Origin of the sequence: Pararhodobacter sp., assembly GCF_036802785.1 — a bacterium.
In the GTDB taxonomy this organism is placed as follows: Bacteria; Pseudomonadota; Alphaproteobacteria; order Rhodobacterales; family Rhodobacteraceae; genus Pararhodobacter.
In genome coordinates this window covers 120696-139953 of sequence record NZ_DAIRVN010000004.1, presented here as the reverse complement: position 1 = coordinate 139953, position 19258 = coordinate 120696, and the positions used below count along the sequence as shown (strand labels likewise).

At 62.9% G+C, this 19258-nt stretch carries 17 protein-coding genes and 1 tRNA gene; 9 read left to right on the top strand and 9 right to left on the bottom strand.

All coding sequences use genetic code 11. The features are described 5' to 3' along the window. Positions 1-124 precede the first annotated feature (124 nt). Both V7Q53_RS03420 and V7Q53_RS03415 read left to right on the top strand, forming a co-directional pair. Complete coding sequence (locus tag V7Q53_RS03420; RefSeq protein ID WP_333826975.1) at positions 125-514, top strand: hypothetical protein; 390 nt, start codon at positions 125-127, stop codon at positions 512-514. A 147-nt stretch (positions 515-661) separates the two neighbouring features. Next, on the top strand, positions 662-1666 hold the full coding sequence (locus tag V7Q53_RS03415; protein ID WP_333826974.1) for an ATP-binding protein: 1005 nt from the start codon (positions 662-664) through the stop codon (positions 1664-1666). 71 nt (positions 1667-1737) lie between these two features. Here V7Q53_RS03415 and V7Q53_RS03410 read toward each other — a convergent pair whose 3' ends face one another. The 4 genes from V7Q53_RS03410 to hemB all read right to left on the bottom strand — a co-directional run bounded on the left by V7Q53_RS03410 (position 1738) and on the right by hemB (position 4795). Continuing rightward, positions 1738-2574: a DUF3883 domain-containing protein gene (locus tag V7Q53_RS03410; RefSeq protein WP_333826973.1), complete on the bottom strand. Its 837-nt coding sequence runs from the start codon at positions 2572-2574 to the stop codon at positions 1738-1740. A 337-nt stretch (positions 2575-2911) separates the two neighbouring features. Continuing rightward, positions 2912-3001, bottom strand: a tRNA-Ser gene (locus tag V7Q53_RS03405). A gap of 75 nt (positions 3002-3076) precedes the next feature. Next, the gene (locus tag V7Q53_RS03400) at positions 3077-3637 is read right to left on the bottom strand and encodes a lipid-binding SYLF domain-containing protein (RefSeq protein WP_333826972.1); all 561 of its coding nucleotides are present in this window, start codon (positions 3635-3637) and stop codon (positions 3077-3079) included. A gap of 156 nt (positions 3638-3793) precedes the next feature. Continuing rightward, complete coding sequence (hemB, locus tag V7Q53_RS03395; protein WP_333826971.1) at positions 3794-4795, bottom strand: porphobilinogen synthase; 1002 nt, start codon at positions 4793-4795, stop codon at positions 3794-3796. A 151-nt stretch (positions 4796-4946) separates the two neighbouring features. On the opposite strand from hemB, the gene V7Q53_RS03390 reads away from it, so the two are divergent. The 3 genes from V7Q53_RS03390 (at position 4947) to V7Q53_RS03380 (ending at position 9785) form a co-directional block, all read left to right on the top strand. Beyond that, on the top strand, positions 4947-5474 hold the full coding sequence (locus V7Q53_RS03390; protein WP_333826970.1) for a component of SufBCD complex: 528 nt from the start codon (positions 4947-4949) through the stop codon (positions 5472-5474). A gap of 9 nt (positions 5475-5483) precedes the next feature. Next, entirely contained in the window at positions 5484-8912 is a 3429-nt protein-coding gene (gene mfd / locus V7Q53_RS03385; RefSeq protein WP_333826969.1) for a transcription-repair coupling factor, read from the top strand. Positions 8913-9068: 156 nt separating this feature from the next. Continuing rightward, positions 9069-9785, top strand: a complete 717-nt coding sequence (locus V7Q53_RS03380) for an NYN domain-containing protein (RefSeq protein ID WP_333826968.1) — start codon at positions 9069-9071, stop codon at positions 9783-9785. Here V7Q53_RS03380 and V7Q53_RS03375 read toward each other — a convergent pair. Beyond that, entirely contained in the window at positions 9782-10204 is a 423-nt protein-coding gene (locus V7Q53_RS03375; protein ID WP_333826967.1) for a PaaI family thioesterase, read from the bottom strand. The genes V7Q53_RS03380 and V7Q53_RS03375 overlap by 4 nt on opposite strands. Before the next feature lie 92 nt (positions 10205-10296). On the opposite strand from V7Q53_RS03375, the gene V7Q53_RS03370 reads away from it, so the two are divergent. After that, positions 10297-11085, top strand: a complete 789-nt coding sequence (locus V7Q53_RS03370) for an enoyl-CoA hydratase (protein ID WP_333826966.1) — start codon at positions 10297-10299, stop codon at positions 11083-11085. A gap of 25 nt (positions 11086-11110) precedes the next feature. Here the strand turns inward: V7Q53_RS03370 and V7Q53_RS03365 are convergent, their stop codons facing one another. Further along, the gene (locus V7Q53_RS03365) at positions 11111-11947 is read right to left on the bottom strand and encodes an alkaline phosphatase family protein (RefSeq protein WP_333826965.1); all 837 of its coding nucleotides are present in this window, start codon (positions 11945-11947) and stop codon (positions 11111-11113) included. Positions 11948-12107: 160 nt separating this feature from the next. On the opposite strand from V7Q53_RS03365, the gene betC reads away from it, so the two are divergent. Further along, positions 12108-13616, top strand: a complete 1509-nt coding sequence (gene betC / locus V7Q53_RS03360; protein WP_333826964.1) for a choline-sulfatase — start codon at positions 12108-12110, stop codon at positions 13614-13616. A 16-nt stretch (positions 13617-13632) separates the two neighbouring features. Here the strand turns inward: betC and V7Q53_RS03355 are convergent, their stop codons facing one another. Next, on the bottom strand, positions 13633-14079 hold the full coding sequence (locus tag V7Q53_RS03355) for a hypothetical protein (RefSeq protein WP_333826963.1): 447 nt from the start codon (positions 14077-14079) through the stop codon (positions 13633-13635). Positions 14080-14466: 387 nt separating this feature from the next. Here V7Q53_RS03355 and rpe point away from each other — a divergent pair, with 387 nt between their 5' ends. Further along, positions 14467-15171, top strand: coding sequence for a ribulose-phosphate 3-epimerase (gene rpe / locus V7Q53_RS03350; protein WP_333826976.1), 705 nt, complete (start codon positions 14467-14469; stop codon positions 15169-15171). A 92-nt stretch (positions 15172-15263) separates the two neighbouring features. Then, on the top strand, positions 15264-17021 hold the full coding sequence (locus V7Q53_RS03345; protein WP_333826962.1) for a SulP family inorganic anion transporter: 1758 nt from the start codon (positions 15264-15266) through the stop codon (positions 17019-17021). A 307-nt stretch (positions 17022-17328) separates the two neighbouring features. Here V7Q53_RS03345 and V7Q53_RS03340 read toward each other — a convergent pair whose 3' ends face one another. Both V7Q53_RS03340 and tsf read right to left on the bottom strand, forming a co-directional pair. Beyond that, positions 17329-18174: a helix-turn-helix transcriptional regulator gene (locus V7Q53_RS03340; RefSeq protein ID WP_333826961.1), complete on the bottom strand. Its 846-nt coding sequence runs from the start codon at positions 18172-18174 to the stop codon at positions 17329-17331. 175 nt (positions 18175-18349) lie between these two features. Further along, complete coding sequence (tsf, locus tag V7Q53_RS03335) at positions 18350-19246, bottom strand: translation elongation factor Ts (RefSeq protein ID WP_333826960.1); 897 nt, start codon at positions 19244-19246, stop codon at positions 18350-18352. Positions 19247-19258 lie beyond the last annotated feature (12 nt).

The window sequence follows — 19258 nt, the reverse complement described above, 5'->3', positions numbered from 1 at the left end:
CCTTGATGGCGAGTATCGCTCTCAAAAGACCGGAACGAAACCGGTGCAGGTCCAACATTCGCCGCGAAGGCATCGTAGGCGTCATCCGCGAGATGGTCGCGCCCCGCAGGATGGAGGCTGCTGAATGACCAAGCCGGACGATACGATCCGCGTGCTGATCCCGTTGCAAGTGCGCAAGAAGAACGGGCGGCCGAAGATCCTGCCGCCCGCCGACTACCGCCCCAGCGAGGATCAGACCCAAGATCCGCACATCCTGCGCGCCATCGGCCGGGCATGGGGATGGCGGCGTCGCATGGAAGCAGGAGAGTTCGCCACGATCCAGGAACTGGCCGAAGCTGTCGGTCTGGCCGAACGCCATGTCAGCCGCCAGCTACGGCTCGCCTATCTGGCGCCAGAGGTGCTCAAGCGCCTGACATGCGGCCGCAAGGCGTCGGCGATTAGCCTCTACGAGCTTTGTTTTCTGGCCGGGGAAACATGGCAGGTGCAGGCTGAGCGGGCGTTCGGGCGCACTTAGAAACGCGGTCTTGAAATTGATGCCACCCCGCATTCAGTGGCGCTGGAACGTGGCTGCCCAAGCGTGTAGTTAATGAAAAAGGTAGAGCCTGATCTTAGGCAAGCCCAAGACCTACTATTTTCCGAGCTATTGGAGTGCTGATCTCGAATGCGTGTGGACGTCCCCTACGATCTGTCGCCAGTTAGCCTCGCGGGCTTCGCCTGCATGCTCCGAGATCTTCCAGACACAGCCGAATACGAGTTCCACTTTGGCGGCGAGCGTTGGTTCCCTCCATTCTCAATGCTGCTCCTTTCTGCACTGCTCCGCCAGTTCCGAGGCAATCGACCAGAAGCTCATCGACGAGCACGGGATCATGAAAATCACTCATACGCGGCGCATTTCGGCTTTTTCCGATCTTTCGGTCTCCAACATGGAAACGCGCCCGGTGAGGCACCTGGAAGTTCTAGGTACGTTCCAATCAGCGAGCTTGATGTCGCTGAGATTCGCCAAGAGGCATTCGACGCCTTTCTGGAAGTAGGAGACGTAATTGAGGGGAAAGCCGCTGAGCTTGCTGGGCTACTGACGCGCCATCACCTGGGAGAATTGCAGGATACCCTTACATATTCGATCCGCGAGATCATGCGAAATGTCGTTGAGCATAGCGGTTCTGAAAAGATCTATATTTGCGCTCAATATTGGCCCCAACGACATGAAGTGGAAGTCGGAATTGTCGATGACGGCATTGGCATCCATAGGGCTCTCACCGGGAACCCAACCTTCGATGGCCTGACCGAACCGGAAGCCCTTCAGATGGCGCTAATGCCTGGAATCTCAGGGAATCCTCACGCCGGGCGGGGTAACGACCAATGGAACAATTCCGGCTATGGTCTTTATATGACCAGCCGCATCTGTCGGAACGGTGGTAGTTTCCTACTGTGTTCGGGCGGAACCGGAATTGAGCTAAACCACCAAGGAAAGCATACCTTCGATACTGATTTTCGAGGGACTGCAATCAGGCTTGTGATCGACACAGCCAATTTAAGTGCATTGCGAGAACGCCTCCAACAATTTGCGGCGGAAGGACGAATTGCCGCCGCCCAGATCGCCGGCGCCAACGCCAACGTTGCTTCTACTGCATCTCAGATGCTTACCCGAGATTTCCGGCAAGAATAGGCATCGATAGAGCCGTAAGGCTGCGCGATCTTTGAAGACGATCAAGCGGCGCAAAGGAGCTGCTTCAAGATTCAGTGAAAACTCGCCTGAAAGGACGTCGCGGTCAGGGAGACGTGCGCATCAAGCGGTGGGTGCAGTTCAAACGCCTGCGGGTCGCGTGAGAAATTCCACAGCCGGAACAGACGCCACTCCGACCGGCGCTCCTCGGCCACGGCCAGCTCGTTGCGGGTGATGTAGAAGGGCGTGCGCTCCCACCCGTTCGTCGTCTTGACCTCGATCAGCCGCATGAGTCCGTCCGGAGCGAAACTCGCGATGTCGTAGCCCGCGCCGTCGCCATCCTCCTCCGACACCCAGCGCACCTTGCGCGCCAGATCGTCCCGTCCCGCCGTCCGCAAGGCCGCGCGCTCATGCGCCAGCACGCGCTCTTCTCCCGCACGGCCAAGGGTGCGGTTGCGCTCGTCCCGGCCCGCCACGTCGAACTTGCGGGCGATGTGCAACATCTGCTCCAGCTCCTGCGGTGGCGGCTGGTTCGACAGCGTCGGCGGCGGCCCGATCCAGATCTGCGCCGCGTCTTTGAAGCCGGAGGCGGGTCGCAGGCCCGGTTGGCGCCCGAGCCAGACCGGGTTCAGCGCCAGCCACCGCGCCACGGCGTCCACCAATGTCATTTGGAAGTTGAACGCGGGCTTGTAGCCGGGGATCCAGTCCTCGCCGAGACCCTTCAGTACCGCGCTGATGTTCTGGTGCTTGAACTCGACCGATCCCTCGGACCGACTGTTCAGCAGGGGCAGGAGCCCGCGGCGATGCTCGGCCTTGTTGTAGGGACGCCCTGCGATGTCGTCGGCCAACATCGCGAAGTAATCCGCGACGATCAGATCGTTCTCGTTATCTGTCCAGAAGCCGTTCGACATCGCACCAGGCTATGAGGGCGAAGTTCTTTTGTCATCAAAGACTTCGCACCACCCCGCACAACCACGCCGCCGTCGGGTGTCTTAGTTCGCATCGACAGCAGTCGAACGCGCCTCAACCCCGGCGCAATCCGCTTCTGCCAAGTGGCTGAAAATCAGTCACGTTTTGAATCCGTCCCGATTTTGGTGAAGGGCGGATGGAAAGAGACGCGGGGCGTTCAGAGACCGATTTCGGGCCATCGCCCAGTCTCCGAAAGTCGGATGGCGTCGCTAAACCCCTTTGAACCCAAAAGAAAAAAGGCCCCGTCAGGGACCTCATCTCGGGTTTGCGATGTGCAAGTGGCGGAGAGAGAGGGATTCGAACCCTCGAGACGGTTCCCCGCCTACACACTTTCCAGGCGTGCGCCTTCGACCACTCGGCCACCTCTCCGTGCCGGACACACATATCCGGTGTCGCCGCCCGGGCGCAAGAGCGATTGGCGTGCCCGGAGCGGAAAATCAGAGGTCAGGGAATGATGCGCCGGTAGCGCACGCCAGCCAGTGAGGCGCCGGCGATAAGGCCTGACTGGCCGAACACCACCGCGATCACCGGGGAGAACATGGTCGTCGTCTGCACACCGGCGGAACCGCCCTGTTCGGGTACCGCGTAGCGGATGTCGGCGCTGGCGGCCCAGCCCTCGGACGCGCGGAAATCGGCCAGCGCCTGCGCGGTCATGAAGAACAGCACATGCGCGTACTGCTGCGCGCCGACCTGAAAGCCGAAACTGGCGCGGGTGGCCGAATAATAGTCAACGGTGATGTCGTTGATGCGCAACGCGCCTTCACCATAGGCGCCGCCGACGAACAGCCCGGCCTCGCTCACCAGCGGCATATAGAGGATGCCGTGGGCGTTGCGGAACAGATCTTCGGTCTCTGCATGGTTCTGGCGCAGATAGTCGCGGGTAGCGTCAACCCGCGCTTCCAGCCGCGTGGCGTTGAAACTGCCCACCGGGTTACCACAGGCGGCCAGCATGGCGGCGGATGCAGCCCCGCCCGCCAGAAGTGCCCTGCGCGTGAATTTCGTCATGCTCTGCCTCATCGAATAGGGGCCTGCGGGTCTGACGCCCGGTCCTGGCCTGATCCAGCTTATGCGCCACTGCCGGGGCAGGGCGCTTGCGGCAGTATAACCGCTACCCACAGGCTTGTCACGCATGGCGGAGGCGGCGCGGGGCGCTGGTGGCGCTTAGCCGCGCAGCAGGCGGGCGGCGGCGGGGGCGAAGTAGGTCAGGATACCGTCGCAGCCCGCGCGTTTGAAGCCCAGCAGGCTTTCCATCATCACCGCGTCACCGTCCAGCCAGCCGTTGAGCGCCGCCGCGCGCAGCATCGCATACTCGCCCGAGACCTGATAGGCGAAGGTCGGCACGCCGAATCTGTCTTTCACCGCACGGCAGATATCGAGATAGGGCATGCCGGGTTTGACCATGACCATATCCGCCCCTTCATCCAGATCGCGCGCGACGCAGCGCAGCGCCTCATCGCGGTTTGCGGGGTTGATCTGATAGGTCTTCTTGTCCCCCACCAGCCGCCCCGAGGCCCCCACCGCATCGCGGAACGGGCCGTAAAAGCCCGAGGCGAATTTCGCGGCATAGGACAGGATCGCCACATCACGGTGGCCCGCCGCTTCCAGCGCGCTGCGCATGGCGCCGATGCGGCCATCCATCATATCGGACGGGCCCAGAATATCGGCCCCCGCATCAGCCTGCGCCAAGGCCATTTTCACCAAGGCCTCAACGGTCTCATCATTGACGATCTCGCCATTCACCACAAACCCGTCATGGCCATTGGCATTATAGGGATCGAGCGCGATATCGGTCATCACGCTGAGGCCGGGCAGTTCGGCCTTCAGGGCGCGGATGGCGCGGTTGGTGATGTTGTCGGGGTTCCAGGCCTCTTCGCAGGTCTCGGTGCGCAAGGAGGGGTCGGTATAGGGGAACAGGCAGATCGTGGTGATGCCCAGTTCATGCGCCTCGCGCGCCTTGGCCAGCAGCCGGTCGATGGACAGGCGCGCCACCCCGGGCATCGAGGTGATGGGTTCCTCCACGCCCTCACCCTCGCGGATGAACACCGGCCAGATCAGATCGGCGGCGGACAGCCGGTGCTCGGCCACCAGATCGCGCAGGGCAGGGCTGCGGCGCAGGCGGCGAAGGCGGGCGGCAGGGTAGGGGGCGGGGGTGTGAACGGGCATCGGCGCTCTCCTCATCGGGCTGGCGCCTTGGTGCCACGCGGCGCCGGTGATCTCAAGCCCCGCGCCTTCGACCAGCCATTCCGGGCCTGCGCCCCCTTGGCCTGCGCAACGCTTGGCGCTAACTAGGGGTGGCAAACACGAGGGCGACCTTTTGAACTGGTACAACAGTGTCTTCACGCTGATCGACACGCGGTCGTTTTCGAACCTCTGGTTCTGGATCGTCCTTGCGATGATGTGGTCCAGCATCTCGCATTATGTGCTTGGCGTGCCCTTTGACATGGTGGTGCGCGCGCGCAGGCAGGGCGGGCAGGCTATGAGCGATCTGGAAGCGCTGGTCGCCATTCAGGCGCGCCGGCGGCTGCATGTGATGCAGGCGAGCGGTCTGTGGATGACGGTGCTGTGGGCAGCCCTTCTGAGTGCGGTTGCGGTGCTGGGCTTTGGCTATGGCATGGAATTCGCGCAGGCGCTGACGCTGCTGGGCTTCCCGGCGGCGCTGGTCTTCGCGCTGGGTTTCCGGCTAGCGCTTCAGCTTGAGCGCGAAGAACCGCAGGATGAGGCACTGACGCGTGTCCTGACCTGGCACCGGTTCATCGTTCAGGCGATCGGTCTGGCGGCGATCCTGATCACCGCCCTGTGGGGCATGTGGCACAATATTTCGCTCAGCGTGCTGGGACGGTAAGGGCAGATCATGACAGAGCGACATTTGCTGCTGGGCGGCGCGCCCGAGGGCTTTGATGCCGAACTTCTCAGGCGTGAGCTGGAGCGCCGCAACGCCCCCGTGATTCATGTCGCGCGCGACGACAAGCGGCTGGAGGCGATGCGCCGCGCGCTGGCGTTCTTTGCCCCCGCGCTGCCGGTGCTGACGCTTCCGGCCTGGGATTGCCTGCCCTATGACCGCGTCTCGCCCAACCCCGATGTGACCGCGCGGCGCATGGCCACGCTGGCCTTGCTGGCACCGGGGGTCACCGGGCCCTGCGTGGTGCTGACCACGCTCAGCGCGGCAATGCAGCGGCTGCCCGCGCGCCAGACCATCGGCGCGGCCTCATTCGTGGCAGTGGTAGGCGCGCGCGTGGATGAAAGCGCGCTGCGCGATTACCTCTCGCGTATGGGCTTTTCGCCCAGCCCCACGGTGACCGAGCCCGGCGATTTTGCCATCCGTGGCGGGATCATCGACATCTTCCCCCCCGGCGAGGCCGAGCCTGTGCGGCTGGATTTCTTCGGCGATGTGCTCGACGGGCTGCGCCGCTTTGACCCCGCCACCCAGCGCACCACCGGCGCGCTCAAGCGCCTTGAACTGGCGCCTGCCTCTGAGGTCATTCTGGACGAAGCGGCGATAACGCGCTTCCGGCAGAACTATCGCAGCGAATTCGGCGCGGCGGGCAGCGATGATCCGCTTTATGAGGCGATCAGCGCCGGGCGCAAGCATCAGGGAATGGAGCACTGGTTGGGCTATTTCCATGACCGGCTGGAGACCCTGTTTGATTATCTGCCGGGCGCCAGCGTCCTGCTGGATGACCAGATAGAGGCGGTCCGCACCGCGCGCTGGGAGGCGATCACCGATCAATACGACAACCGGCGCGAGGCCTTGAGCACCCGGGGGCGGGTCGACACCGTTTATAAACCCGCAGCGCCTGAGCTTCTGTATCTGGATCAGACGCAGTGGCAGGCCGCGCTTGCCCCGCTGCGTGTGGTCCGGCTGTCGCCTCTGGCCCAGCCACCCGGCCCCGATGTGCTGGATGCCGGGGGGCGGGCAGGCCGCACCTTCTCGTTGGAACGTCAGCAGGAAAATATCAACATTTTCCAGGCATTGTGCGACCATGTTCAGAGCGAGCGCAAAGCCCGCGCGGTGGTCATCGCCTCCTGGTCCGAAGGTGCGCGCGACCGGCTTTCAGGCCTGCTCGAAGAACACGGGCTGGCGGATGCGCAACTGCTGGAGGATGCGCGCGGGCTGGGCGGCAAGGGCGCGGTGTATCTGACGGTCTGGCCGCTTGATCAGGGCTTTGTCACGCCCGATCTGGCGGTGATCTCGGAACAGGATGTGCTGGGCGACCGGCTGGTGCGCGCGCCGACCCGCAAACGCAAGGCCGAAAACTTCCTGTCTGAGGCGCAGAGCCTGACAACCGGAGATCTGGTGGTCCATGTCGATCATGGCGTGGGGCGCTACACGGGCCTTGAGATGATCACCGCAATGGGCGCGCCGCATGAATGTTTGGCGCTGGAATATGCGGGCGGTGACAGGCTTTACCTTCCCGTTGAAAACATTGAACTTCTCAGCCGGTTCGGCCATGAAGAGGGGCTGCTGGACAAGCTGGGCGGTGGCGCCTGGCAGGCCAAGAAATTCAAACTGAAACAGCGCATCCGCGAGATTGCCGACAAGCTGATCCGCATCGCGGCTGAGCGCGAATTGCGCACCGCCCCCGTCCTCAACCCGCCCGAGGGCATGTGGGAGGCCTTTGCCGCCCGCTTCCCCTATGCCGAAACCGACGATCAGCTCAAGGCCATCGAGGATGTGATCAGCGATTTCGACCGTGGCCGCCCGATGGACCGGCTGGTGGTGGGCGACGTGGGCTTCGGCAAGACCGAAGTGGCGATGCGCGCGGCCTTTATCGCCGCCATGTCCGGCCTGCAGGTGGCGATCATCGCCCCCACCACGCTGCTGGCTCGTCAGCATTTTCACAGCTTTAACAACCGCTTCCGGGGCTTTCCTCTGATCGTGCGTCAACTTTCGCGGTTCGTTCCGGCCAAAGAGGCCAGCGCAACCCGCGCGGGCATCAGCGACGGCACGGTGGATATTGTCATCGGCACCCATGCGCTGCTGGCCAAATCGGTAAAATTCCGCAATCTTGGCCTGTTAGTGATTGATGAAGAACAACATTTCGGCGTTCAGCATAAAGAGCGCCTGAAGGAAATGCGCACCGATATCCACGTTCTGACCCTGACCGCCACGCCCATCCCCCGCACGCTGCAATTGTCACTGACCGGGGTGCGCGACCTCTCGCTGATCTCCACCCCGCCGGTGGACCGTCTGGCGATCCGCACCTATGTCAGCGAGTTTGACACCGTCACCCTGCGCGAGGCACTGCTGCGCGAACGGTTCCGGGGCGGGCAAAGCTTCTTCGTGGTGCCCCGCATCAAGGACTTGCCCGAGATCGAGGATTTCCTGCGCACTCATGTCCCCGAAGTGTCCGTCCTGATTGCCCATGGCCAGATGGCCGCGAGCGAGCTCGATGAGCGGATGAACGCCTTCTATGATGGGAAACATGACGTTCTTCTCGCCACCTCGATCGTCGAATCCGGCCTCGACATTCCGCGCGCCAATACGATGATCGTGCACCGCGCCGATATGTTCGGGCTGGCCCAGCTCTATCAGATCCGGGGCAGGGTGGGCCGGTCCAAAACCCGCGCCTATTGCTACCTCACCACCCGCCCGCGCATCCCGCTGACCCCGCAGGCACTGCGGAGGCTGAAGCTTCTGGGCAATATCGACAGCCTCGGCGCGGGCTTCACCATCGCCAGCCAGGATATGGACCTGCGCGGCGCGGGGAATATTCTGGGTGAGGAGCAGTCAGGCCATATCCGCGAGGTGGGCTATGAACTCTACCAGCAGATGCTGGAGGAAACCATCGCCCGGCTACGCGCCGGTGACCTGACCGAGCTGGACGGCGGGCAATGGGCGCCGCAGATCAATCTGGGCGTGCCGGTGCTGATTCCGGAAGAATATGTCACCGATCTGGATGTCCGCCTCGGCCTTTACCGCCGCCTCGCCACGCTGGAAAAGAAGGTCGAATTCGAGGGTTTCGCGGCCGAGCTGATCGATCGTTTCGGCCCCCTCCCGCGTGAGGTGAACACGCTGCTGCTCGTGGTGCGCATCAAGGCGCTTTGCAAACGCGCTCATATTGCCCGGCTTGACGCCGGGCCCAAAGGCGTCACCATCCAGTTTCATCAGGATAAATTCCCCAATCCCAAGGGCTTGGTGGAGTTTCTTCATGCTGAGAATCTTGCAAAGATCCGCGACAACAAGATCATTATCCGCCGCGACTGGAGCAGTGAAAAGGAAAAGCTGCGCGGCGCCTTCGCCATCGCCCGCGATCTGGCCGAAAAGGTGAAAACCGCCTGAGGCTTGCAATCCGCGCCGCCCCATGGCCTGATGGAGCCCGAAAAACGCGCCCTTTCATCTGTTCATAAATATCCTCGGGGGGAGCCGCGCAGCGGCGTGGGGGGCAGACAGCCCCCCTTCACCCCCACCACACGCACTGCCTAAAGAAAGACTCCCATGGCCCGCGCCGGTATCCCGCTTCTCGCCGTTCTGATTGACGCCGACAATTCCTCGCCCAGATGGGCCGAGGCCATCTTTGACGAAATCGCCGCCCTTGGCGAAGCCTCGGTGCGGCGCATCTATGGTGATTTCTCCAAGCCGCAGATGAACGGCTGGCAGGCCATTTTGCCCACGCTGGCGCTGGTGCCGCATCACCAGCCGGCCAATACGGTGGGCAAGAACTCCTCCGATATTGCGCTGGTGATCGATGCGATGGATCTTCTGCATTCCGGTCGATTCGATGGCTTCGTGCTGATCTCATCGGACAGCGATTTCACGCGGCTGGCCTCGCGCATCCGCGAGCAGGGGCTGGATGTCTATGGCATCGGCCAGCAAAAAACGCCCGAGGCCTTCCGCAAGGCCTGCAAGCGCTTCATCTTCGTCGAAAACCTTCTGCCCGAGCCAGAGCGCGACTCCCGCGAGGCGCCCCGCGATGCCCCCAAACGCATGGTCCCGTCCGATGCCCGCCCGCTGCTGGCCGCCGCGATGCAGGCGCTGGACAAGGATCAGGAATGGTTCCCGCTGGGCGTGCTGGGCCAGACGATACAGGCCAGCCACCCCGATTTCGACAGCCGCACCTACGGCTGCGCCAAGCTCAGCGAACTGGTGCAGAAAGCGGGCGGGTTCGAGATGCGCAAGACCGGCAACAACCCCGAGGTGCGGCTTAAATCCTAACCCTTCGGCGGGATCGAATAGGTCATTCCAGCGCGCGCTACCGGCGCATCGCTGCCCTCCGAGAACAGCAGCACATCGCCGACCGCCAGCACGCGACCCAGTTTCAGCAGCCGTGCCCGTCCGATCATGTCGCGGTCCGGCGCTGGCTTGCGCATGAAATCAATGGAGCAGTTGGTGGTCACGGTCAGCGCCTCGCGCCCGATCATGGCCAGCGTCACCGCATACATCGCCAGATCCGCCAGGGCGAACATTGTCGGCCCCGAAACCGTGCCGCCGGGGCGCAGATGGCGATCGGCGGTCAGCAGGCGCACGTCAGCCTCCATTGGTGCCACGCGCTCGACACGGTAATCATCGGCGACCTGCGGAAAGACCTCCGCCAGAAACGCGTTCAGCGCGGCTGCATCCAGTTTCACATTCATCGGCTTTTTCTCCCCCGTTCACGCCCGCGCAAACCGCATTGCATTCGCGGCGGCGACCACTAAGGTTTCCTTGAAAAGCCGGGGAGGGCAAGATGAGCGAAGATCTGGTCGGTTATGACGTGACGGAACATGTGGCGGTTCTGACACTGCAAAGCCCGAAAAACCTGAACGCCCTGTCGGATTCCATGCTGGCGGCCCTGAGCACGACACTGACGCGCGCGGGCGATGACGGGCAAGTGCGGGTGTTGGTGATCCGGGGCAGCGGCAAGGCCTTTTGTGCGGGCCATGACCTGAAGGAAATGCAGGCCGGTCGCGCGGCCCCCGACAAGGGCGCCGCCTATTTCGCTGACCTGTTCGGCCGTTGCGCGAGGGTGATGCAGATGATCCCGGCGCTGCCGCAGCCGGTGATCGCGCAGGTGCATGGCATCGCCACTGCGGCGGGCTGCCAGCTGGTGGCCAGTTGCGACATGGCGGTCGCGGCTGATGATACGCGGTTCGGGGTGAACGGGGTGAACATCGGGCTTTTCTGCTCCACGCCGATGGTGGCGCTGACCCGCAACCTGCCGCGCAAGGCCGCGTTCGAGATGCTGACCACCGGCGCGTTCATCCATGCTGACCGCGCGCTTGAACTGGGCCTGATCAACCGTATCGCCGCGCCTGACCGGCTGGAGGCCGAGACGATGGCACTGGCGCAAACCGTTGCGGGCAAGTTGGGCGCGGCGGTCCGGATCGGCAAGCGCGCGTTTTATGACCAGATTGCCCTGCCGCTGGATCAGGCCTATGCGCTGACCGGGCGGGTGATGGTGGAGAACATGCTGGCGCGCGACACCGATGAAGGCATTCAGGCCTTCATCGAGAAGCGCGCGCCGGATTGGCGATAACCGGATTGGAATTAGGGCAGGGCGGTCAGGTCAGGAAAGGCGCGGCCTTTATGCTGTCCGGGATGGCGCAGCCCAGCCGCTTCAGGATCGTCGGCGCCAGTGCCAGCTGGTCCAGCACCGCATCCCCCTTCGGCCCCGCGCCGTCACCGAAGTAATAGAGCGCGAAATCGCGCTGATCCTCGCCCGTGCCGCCGTGATGGCCACGCAGAGACTGGCCATGGTCGGCGGTGACGATCACCTCATAGCCCATCGCCCGCCAGCGCGGCAGAAAACCGGCCAGCATTGCATCCATCAGTGCGCAGGCATGGTCCATCTCGCCGCACTCATGGCCAAAGCGGTGGCCCATACTGTCCAGCGTGCAGGTATGCAGCATGCCATAGCGCAGATCAAAGCGCTGGCACAGGCTGGTCAGCGTGGCAAAAAGATCGGCATCACAAGGGGTTGCCTGATTATTGTGGTCATAGCCGGTCATTGTGTGGAACCGGCCATGGTTGATGCTGGTGCTTTCCGGCTCATCATACTCAATATCGCGCACCATATCAAAAGGCGAACGGTTGAAAAATTCCGACCACCAGGAATGCGCCACGGCGCCGGTCACGCCACCGGCCTTGCGCACTTCGGAAAACACATCGGGCAGCTCCACCCGCTTGATGATCCCGTTTGACAGCACCCCATGCACCTGCGGCGGGTTGCCCGAATGGATCGAGGCATAGCAGGGCCCTGACATCGACGGCAGGCCCGCGCGCATCTTCCAGACCCGCGCCTCGCCGGATTGCACCCAGCCCTCAAGACATCCGAAGTAGCGCCGCCAGTTGGCATAGGGGACGCCATCCAGAACAATCAGCAGAAGTTTCGTGGTCATCGCAGGCTCCATCGCACCGGGTTGCGCGCCACCTTATCTTCTGCGAACCAGAGGGCAATGCGAAAAGAAGCGCGCGTTTTCGATAGATTACGGGTCGTTTTTCCCCGGTCCGCGTGCCCGGGGCCGTGATTGACTGCGCCCAGAACCGACAGGAGGCTTCATGACCCGTCAACCCAACATCCTTATCGTGATGGTCGATCAGCTGACCGGAACCTTGTTCCCCGATGGCCCCGCCGGCTTTCTGCACACGCCCAATCTGCGCGCGCTGGCGGCCCGCTCACAGCGCTTTGCGCGCGCCTATACCGGCAGCCCGCTCTGCGCGCCCGGGCGGGCGAGTTTCATGTCCGGCCAGTTGCCCCGGCGCACCCGGGTTTATGACAATGCCGCCGAGTTCTGCTCGGACGTGCCGACCTACGCCCACCATCTGCGCCGCGCGGGCTATCATACCTGCCTGTCAGGAAAAATGCACTTCGTCGGCCCGGATCAGTTGCACGGGTTCGAGGAGCGGCTGACCACCGATGTCTATCCCGCCGATTTCGGCTGGACGCCCGATTACCGCAAACCCGGTGAGCGGATCGACTGGTGGTATCACAATCTGGGCTCGGTGACCGGGGCAGGGGTGGCCGAAATCACCAACCAGCTGGAATATGACGACGATGTCGCGCATCTGGCACAGCAAAAGCTCTATGATCTGGCGCGGGGCCATGATGCGCGGCCATGGTGCCTGACGGTCAGCTTCACCCATCCGCATGACCCGTTTGTAGCCCGGCGCAAATACTGGGATCTGTATGAGGGTTGCGCGGAGCTGGCGCCGCCCAAGGCCATTGCTTACGCGGATCAGGACCCGCATGCGCAGCGCCTCATGGACAGCTGCGACTGGCGCGCCTTTGACATCTCGGACGAACAGGTTCGCCGTGCAAGGCACGGATATTTCGCAAATATTTCCTATATCGATGACAAGATCGGCGAGGTTCTGGCGGTGCTGAACGCGACACGGCAGGAGGCGATCGTGGTCTTTGTCTCGGACCACGGCGAGATGCTGGGCGAGCGCGGATTGTGGTTCAAGATGAACTTCTTTGAGCAGGCCGCACGGGTGCCGCTGATGATCGCGCTTCCCGGTGTCGACGGCGCGCGGATTGACACGCCCGCCTCAACCATCGACCTGCTGCCGACGCTGGCCGATCTGGCCGGGATCGACCTGTCCGCCGTCGCTCCCTGGACCGATGGCGAGTCGCTTCTGCCGCTGATCCAGGGCACGGGCGGGCGCGGGCCGGTGGCGATGGAATATGCCGCCGAAGGCTCCATCACGCCGATGGTGGCGCTGGTTGACGGGCGGTGGAAGTACATCCGCTGTCAGGCCGACCCGGAGCTTCTGTTCAACCTTGATACCGACCCCGATGAGCGCCGCAACCTTGCCAATGATCCGTCCTCTGCGCAGGCTCTGGCGCGGTTACGGGCTTTGGCTGATACGCGCTGGGATCTGGATGCCTATGACGGCGAGGTGCGCGAAAGTCAGGCGCGGCGCTGGGTGGTCTATGAGGCCTTGCGCAACGGTGCCTATTATCCGTGGGATTTCCAGCCCTTGCAGCGCGCTTCCGAGCGCTACATGCGCAACCATATGGATCTGAACGTGCTGGAAGAAGCGCAGCGCTATCCGCGTGGCGAATAGCCAGGACGGGCCTGCGTCACGCGGTTTCAACCAGTGTGATTTCCAGCGAGGGACAACAGGCGCGCACTTCGCGCAACACAAGTTCGGCGCGCGGCAACGGGCGGCTGAGGATGAAGAAGGCGCCGCGAAAGCCCATTTCTTCCAGAGCAATCGCCAGATCAAGGCTGTCCCAGCCGTCACCGATCAGCGGGCCGACGACGGCATCAGGGCGAACCTGCGCCAGCATGCGCGGGTTGAGCATGCGCAGCTGGGTCATGACAACGCTCTGCCGCGCGGTGTCGCGCAGGGTGGCGATATTCTGCCCGCTATGGTGCTGCCCGGTGTCTTGCTGCGCAGGCGTGTTGTTCAGTAGGCGCAGAGCACCCGGCGCTTCGACAACAAGGACCGTGCGCGCATCGCGCAAAGCCGCAGGTGGCGGGGCTGCCGGGCGCATCGTGATGTTCTGGGCGTTTGACCGGATCATGCGGTTCTCGCTGTCATGGCAAGGGGTTGCAGGCTGTAGCGGGTCGAACCGGGCGACTCACCCCGGCAGAGATACTCCGCCTGAACCTCGCACGCAGCCCTTAATATCTTCTTAAGCCTGCACGGAGTGTTCGGGCTTCGGCACTAATCGTTGCGCAGCATGAAGAAAGGTTGGTAAGTGGCTGATAAAAAGAAAATAATCCAGCAAAGTAACAAGTCCCACTATCCATTTATATTACATAATACTGATTATCGGCTTTGCAGACACACCCAAACCATCACCCGCACCGACCCCCTCACGCCTGATTCCGGTGGACGATCCGACAGCAATGGCTTACGTCGCGGCCATCGTCCGTGTCATGCCTGAGGAGCGCCCTTCATGCCGACCATCCCCTTTGATCGCCGTATCAAGATCGCGCCGTCGATTCTTTCCGCCGACTTCGCCAATTTCGGCGCAGAGTGCCGCGCTGTGGAGGCTCAGGGCGCGGATTGGGTGCATGTCGATGTGATGGACGGCCATTTCGTGCCCAACATCACCTTTGGCCCGGCGACCTGCTCTGCGATCAGGCCGCATATCAAGGGCGTGATGGATGTGCACCTGATGATCGCCCCGGTGGACCCGTATATCGAGGCCTTCGCGCAGGCCGGCGCCGATATCATTTCCGCCCATCTGGAGGCCGGACCGCATATTCACCGCACCCTGCAAGCTATTCGCGCTACAGGGAAAAAGGCCGGTCTTGCCCTCAACCCCGGCACCGGCACAGATGCCGTCGCGCACCTGCTGGACATGGTTGATCTGATCTGCGTGATGACGGTCAACCCCGGTTTCGGCGGCCAGAAGTTCATTCACAGCCAAATCGAAAAGGTCCGGCAATTGCGCGCGATGATCGGTGACCGCCCGGTCCATATCGAAATCGACGGCGGCATCACCACCGAAACGGCGCCCCTGATGGCACGGGCGGGTGCGGATGTTCTGGTGGCGGGCTCGGCGGTGTTCAAGGGCGGTTCGGTCAGCGCGCCGGAGGCTTACGGCGCCAATATCCGCGCGATCCGGCTGGCGGCGGAAAGCGCCCTGTCCGGCACCCTTGCCTGATAATACATTCAAGACTTGCAATATATAACCGCAAGCGTATATAGACCCCGGTAACCGGCGCCTGCGGGTGCATCGTTCAAGGGTCTTTCATCATGTCAGTCTTCCGCCTGCCCCTGCTGGACTGGGGCCGCCGCTATTCGCGTGAAAACCTCTCCGGCGACCTGATCGCGGCGCTGGTTGTCACCGTCATGCTGATCCCGCAGGGCATGGCCTATGCGATGCTGGCGGGCCTGCCGCCACAGGCCGGGCTCTATGGCGCAATCCTGCCGCTGCTGATCTATGCCGCGCTCGGCTCCTCTTCGGCGCTGGCAGTCGGCCCGGTGGCGGTGGTGGCGCTGATGACGGCGGCCACGGCAGGCTCGATCGCGGAAATCGGCACGCCGGGCTATCAACTGGCCGCGCTCTGGATTGCGCTGATCTCGGGCGCGATGATGCTGCTGATGGGGTTGCTGCGGCTGGGTTTCGTTGCCAATTTCCTCAGCCATCCGGTGATCTCGGGCTTCATCACGGCGGCGGGTATCCTGATTGCGGCCAGTCAGATCCGGCATCTGCTGGGGATTCAGACAAGCGGGAAAACCCTGCCGGAGGTGATCCCGTCGATTCTGGCCAACATCGGCGGGCTGCACTGGCCGACGGTGGTGATGTCGGCGCTGGGGCTGGTGTTCCTGATCTGGTCGCGCAAGGGGCTGGCGCCTGCCCTGCGCAAACTGGGGTTGAAGGCCGCCGCGGCCGCGCTGCTGGCCAGGGGCGGGCTGTTCGTGGCGGTGCTTGCCTCCACGCTGGCGGTCTGGCTGCTGGGGCTGGACGCGCGTGGTCTGCAGATTGTGGGTGACATCCCGCGCGGGCTGCCCGCGCTGGCCGTGCCTGCCTTTGATGCTGACCTGATCACCTATCTGCTGCTGCCTTCGGCGCTGATCGCGCTGGTGGGTTATGTTGAATCGATCTCCATCGCGCAGACGCTGGCGGCAAAGCGACGGCAAAGCATCAGCCCGGACCGTGAGCTGATCGCGCTGGGGGCGGCCAATCTGGGCGCGGGCCTGACGCAGGCGATGCCGGTCACCGGCGGGTTGTCGCGCTCGATTGTGAATTTTGATGCGGGCGCGCAGACCCCGGCGGCAGGCGCCTTCACCGCGCTGATGATCGGCGCGGCGCTGCTGGCGCTGACCCCGCTGCTGTATTACCTGCCCAACGCCACGCTGGCCGCGATCATCATCGTGGCAGTCCTGTCGCTGCTGGATTTCCGCGCCCTGCCCCGCGCCTGGGCCTATAGCAAGGCCGATGGCGCGGCAATGGCGGTAACCATGGTGGTGACGCTGGTTCTGGGCGTCGAGCAGGGGCTGGCGGCGGGTGTGGGCCTGTCATTGGTGATGCACCTTTACCGCACCTCGCGCCCGCATGTGGCCGAGGTGGGGCAGGTTCCCGGCACCGGCCATTTCCGCAACATTCACCGCTATGAGGTTGTCACCACGCCTGAGATTGTCACGCTGCGGGTGGATGAAAGCCTGTATTTCCCCAATGCCCGCTATCTGGAAGACCTTGTTCAGGAAAAGATCGCCAGCAACCCGCAGCTCAGGCATCTGGTGCTGATGTTTTCGGCGGTGAATGCGGTGGATGCCTCGGCGCTGGAAAGCCTTGAGATGATTCAGGCCAAGCTGCGCGACGCCGGGGTCAGCCTGCACCTGTCCGAGGTCAAGGGCCCGGTGATGGACAGGCTGCGCCGCTCGGACTTTCCGGACCATCTGGCCGGCCTCTATCTGACCCAGCTGGATGCGATGCAGGCACTGGCACCGGAACTGACCCTTGCCACGCTCAACGCGCCGCGCCATGAGCGGCGCAAGCAAGGCGCCTGACCGCTTCCCGGCCGCTGACAGCCGCGCCCCTGACCCGGGCGCGGCTTTGCTGTGCCATCATCGACGACCACCACCGGTATGAAACGAAAAACCGGCACAGCCGCATGGGCTGTGCCGGTTTCTCCGGCGGTACCGGGTTGGGAAGTGGTAACCACCGAAAACTGATACACAATCCGCAATCACGGGCCTTGCGGCGCGTCATGCGAATACCAATACCCACGCTGACAGGATTAGCGAAACCTGAAGTAAAGCTAAAGTGTGCGAATCCATACCTTTGGCGCAGAAACCGCAACAATATCCCAGCGTTTCAGTCTGTTATCGGTCCGTTGGAAGGAGGCAGGATGAACATCTGGTTCAGAAACGCGGCCTTGATCACCGCATGCGCCGTGGTTTCCACGCCCAGTGTCTCACGCGCAAGCCTGAGGTGTTTTTCGACGGTCGGCTGGGCGAGGTTCAGAATGCGGGCAATATCGGCCACGCCCTTGCCCTCCGCCACCCATTCCAGCACCTCGCGCTGACGACGCGTCAGCACCCGCTCGGCGCTCAGCTGCGGCAAGGCACTCATGGCACGGTGTGCGACTGTGGTGATCACGAACAGCGCGTACGAGTCGTGCACCAGCCGCTCATCCACTTCAGCCTGACTCAGGGAAGGGTCGGCGATCAGCGCCATGACTGCCCTGCCCCGCGTGCTGGCCGTGGGAAAGCCGATGGTGCAACCGGCACGCTTCCCGAAGAACTGCGCGAAAAAGTTCAGCGCCTCGTCGGATGAGATGAAATCCTCCATATGGGCATCCTCGGCGGTCATCGCCCAGCTTACCACCCCGGCATTGCGGAGCGCCCAGTTGAAGGTGATGCTTTCGTGGTAATAACCCTTGTCGACGAGTGTGGTCAGAACGCGGCGGTCCAGCGTGGAAAGCAGCAGAAAATCCTCGCGCGATCCCAGCGACGGCCCGCGTGACATCGGCGAATAGCCATAGATGATGCCACTGTATCCATAGGCCTTCAGGCCGCTGCGCAACAGCGCCCAGACTGTTTCAATATCTGAAGCGCGCAGGATCGCGTCCAGATGGCCCACCAACCCGTGCGGCGTCCGTGGCGCACCGCCGTCGTCATCCCAGAACCGGAACGCCGAAGCGTTCAGCTGATCTTCCACCGTTTCCACCCCAACCCAGAAATCAGAAAATCAATTGTTCAAGACTTGGCGGAAAATCCGCTGCTTGTCGAGCGTCTGTTGCTGAACCGTGGTCAACGATTGGGAACAAAAAAAGGCGGCACCCAGAGGGTACCGCCTGATTTCATTGATCCGGCATCAAACCTTGAAAGCCGGCTCAGCCCGCGAGGGTCTTGGCGACCTCGGCTGCGAAGTCTTCCTGCTTTTTCTCGATGCCTTCGCCCACGGCGATGCGCAGGAAGCCCGTGATTTCCACACCGGCGTCCTTGGCGGCCTGTTCGACCGTGACATCGGGGTTGATCACGAATTTCTGGCCCAGCAGCGTGACTTCTTCCAGGAACTTCTTCATCCGGCCGGGGATGATGTTGTTATGGATCACGGCATCCGGCTTCGGCTTGGTGCTGGCAGCGTTCTCTTCGAGCGCCTTTTGAGTCTGCACTTCGCGCTCACGCTCAACGACCGTCGGGTCCAGATCAGCCTCGCCCAGCGACATCGGCGCGGTTGCGGCGATATGCATGGCCAGTTGCTTGCCGATGCCGTTGTCAGCGCCCTTGAGCGCGACCAGCACACCGATCTTGCCCAGACCATCGGCGGCGGCGTTGTGGACATAGGCCGCAACCGACTCACCCTCGATGACCGACATGCGGCGCAGGGTCATGTTCTCGCCGATCGTGGCGATGGCGGCATTGAGCGTGTCTTCGACCGTCTTGTCGCTCAGCTGCGTGGCCTTGAGCGCGTCCAGATCGTTCACGGTCAGCGCGGCAGCGGTGATCGAGCGTACCAGCCCCTGAAAATCGGCGTTCTTGGCGACGAAATCGGTTTCCGAGTTCACCTCGACAGCCACGCCACGGTTGCCCTCGACGGCAACACCGACAAGGCCCTCGGCGGCAACACGGCCTGCCTTCTTGGCGGCCTTGGCCAGACCCTTGGTGCGCAGCCAGTCCACCGCGGCTTCCATGTCGCCATTGGTTTCGGTCAGCGCTTTCTTGGCATCCATCATGCCTGCGCCGGTGTTCTCGCGCAGTTCTTTCACCATACTTGCGGTAATCGCCATGGCGTTTCTCCT

Bases quoted from the DNA above. Each gene is read 5' to 3' on its own strand.
- V7Q53_RS03420 (WP_333826975.1), top strand. From the start codon at position 125: ATGACCAAGCCGGACGATACGATCCGCGTGCTGATCCCGTTGCAAGTG.
- V7Q53_RS03415 (WP_333826974.1), top strand. From the start codon at position 662: ATGCGTGTGGACGTCCCCTACGATCTGTCGCCAGTTAGCCTCGCGGGC.
- V7Q53_RS03410 (WP_333826973.1), bottom strand. From the start codon at position 2,574: ATGTCGAACGGCTTCTGGACAGATAACGAGAACGATCTGATCGTCGCG.
- V7Q53_RS03400 (WP_333826972.1), bottom strand. From the start codon at position 3,637: ATGACGAAATTCACGCGCAGGGCACTTCTGGCGGGCGGGGCTGCATCC.
- hemB (WP_333826971.1), bottom strand. From the start codon at position 4,795: ATGCCCGTTCACACCCCCGCCCCCTACCCTGCCGCCCGCCTTCGCCGC.
- mfd (WP_333826969.1), top strand. From the start codon at position 5,484: ATGACAGAGCGACATTTGCTGCTGGGCGGCGCGCCCGAGGGCTTTGAT.
- V7Q53_RS03380 (WP_333826968.1), top strand. From the start codon at position 9,069: ATGGCCCGCGCCGGTATCCCGCTTCTCGCCGTTCTGATTGACGCCGAC.
- V7Q53_RS03375 (WP_333826967.1), bottom strand. From the start codon at position 10,204: ATGAATGTGAAACTGGATGCAGCCGCGCTGAACGCGTTTCTGGCGGAG.
- V7Q53_RS03370 (WP_333826966.1), top strand. From the start codon at position 10,297: ATGAGCGAAGATCTGGTCGGTTATGACGTGACGGAACATGTGGCGGTT.
- V7Q53_RS03365 (WP_333826965.1), bottom strand. From the start codon at position 11,947: ATGACCACGAAACTTCTGCTGATTGTTCTGGATGGCGTCCCCTATGCC.
- betC (WP_333826964.1), top strand. From the start codon at position 12,108: ATGACCCGTCAACCCAACATCCTTATCGTGATGGTCGATCAGCTGACC.
- V7Q53_RS03355 (WP_333826963.1), bottom strand. From the start codon at position 14,079: ATGATCCGGTCAAACGCCCAGAACATCACGATGCGCCCGGCAGCCCCG.
- V7Q53_RS03345 (WP_333826962.1), top strand. From the start codon at position 15,264: ATGTCAGTCTTCCGCCTGCCCCTGCTGGACTGGGGCCGCCGCTATTCG.
- tsf (WP_333826960.1), bottom strand. From the start codon at position 19,246: ATGGCGATTACCGCAAGTATGGTGAAAGAACTGCGCGAGAACACCGGC.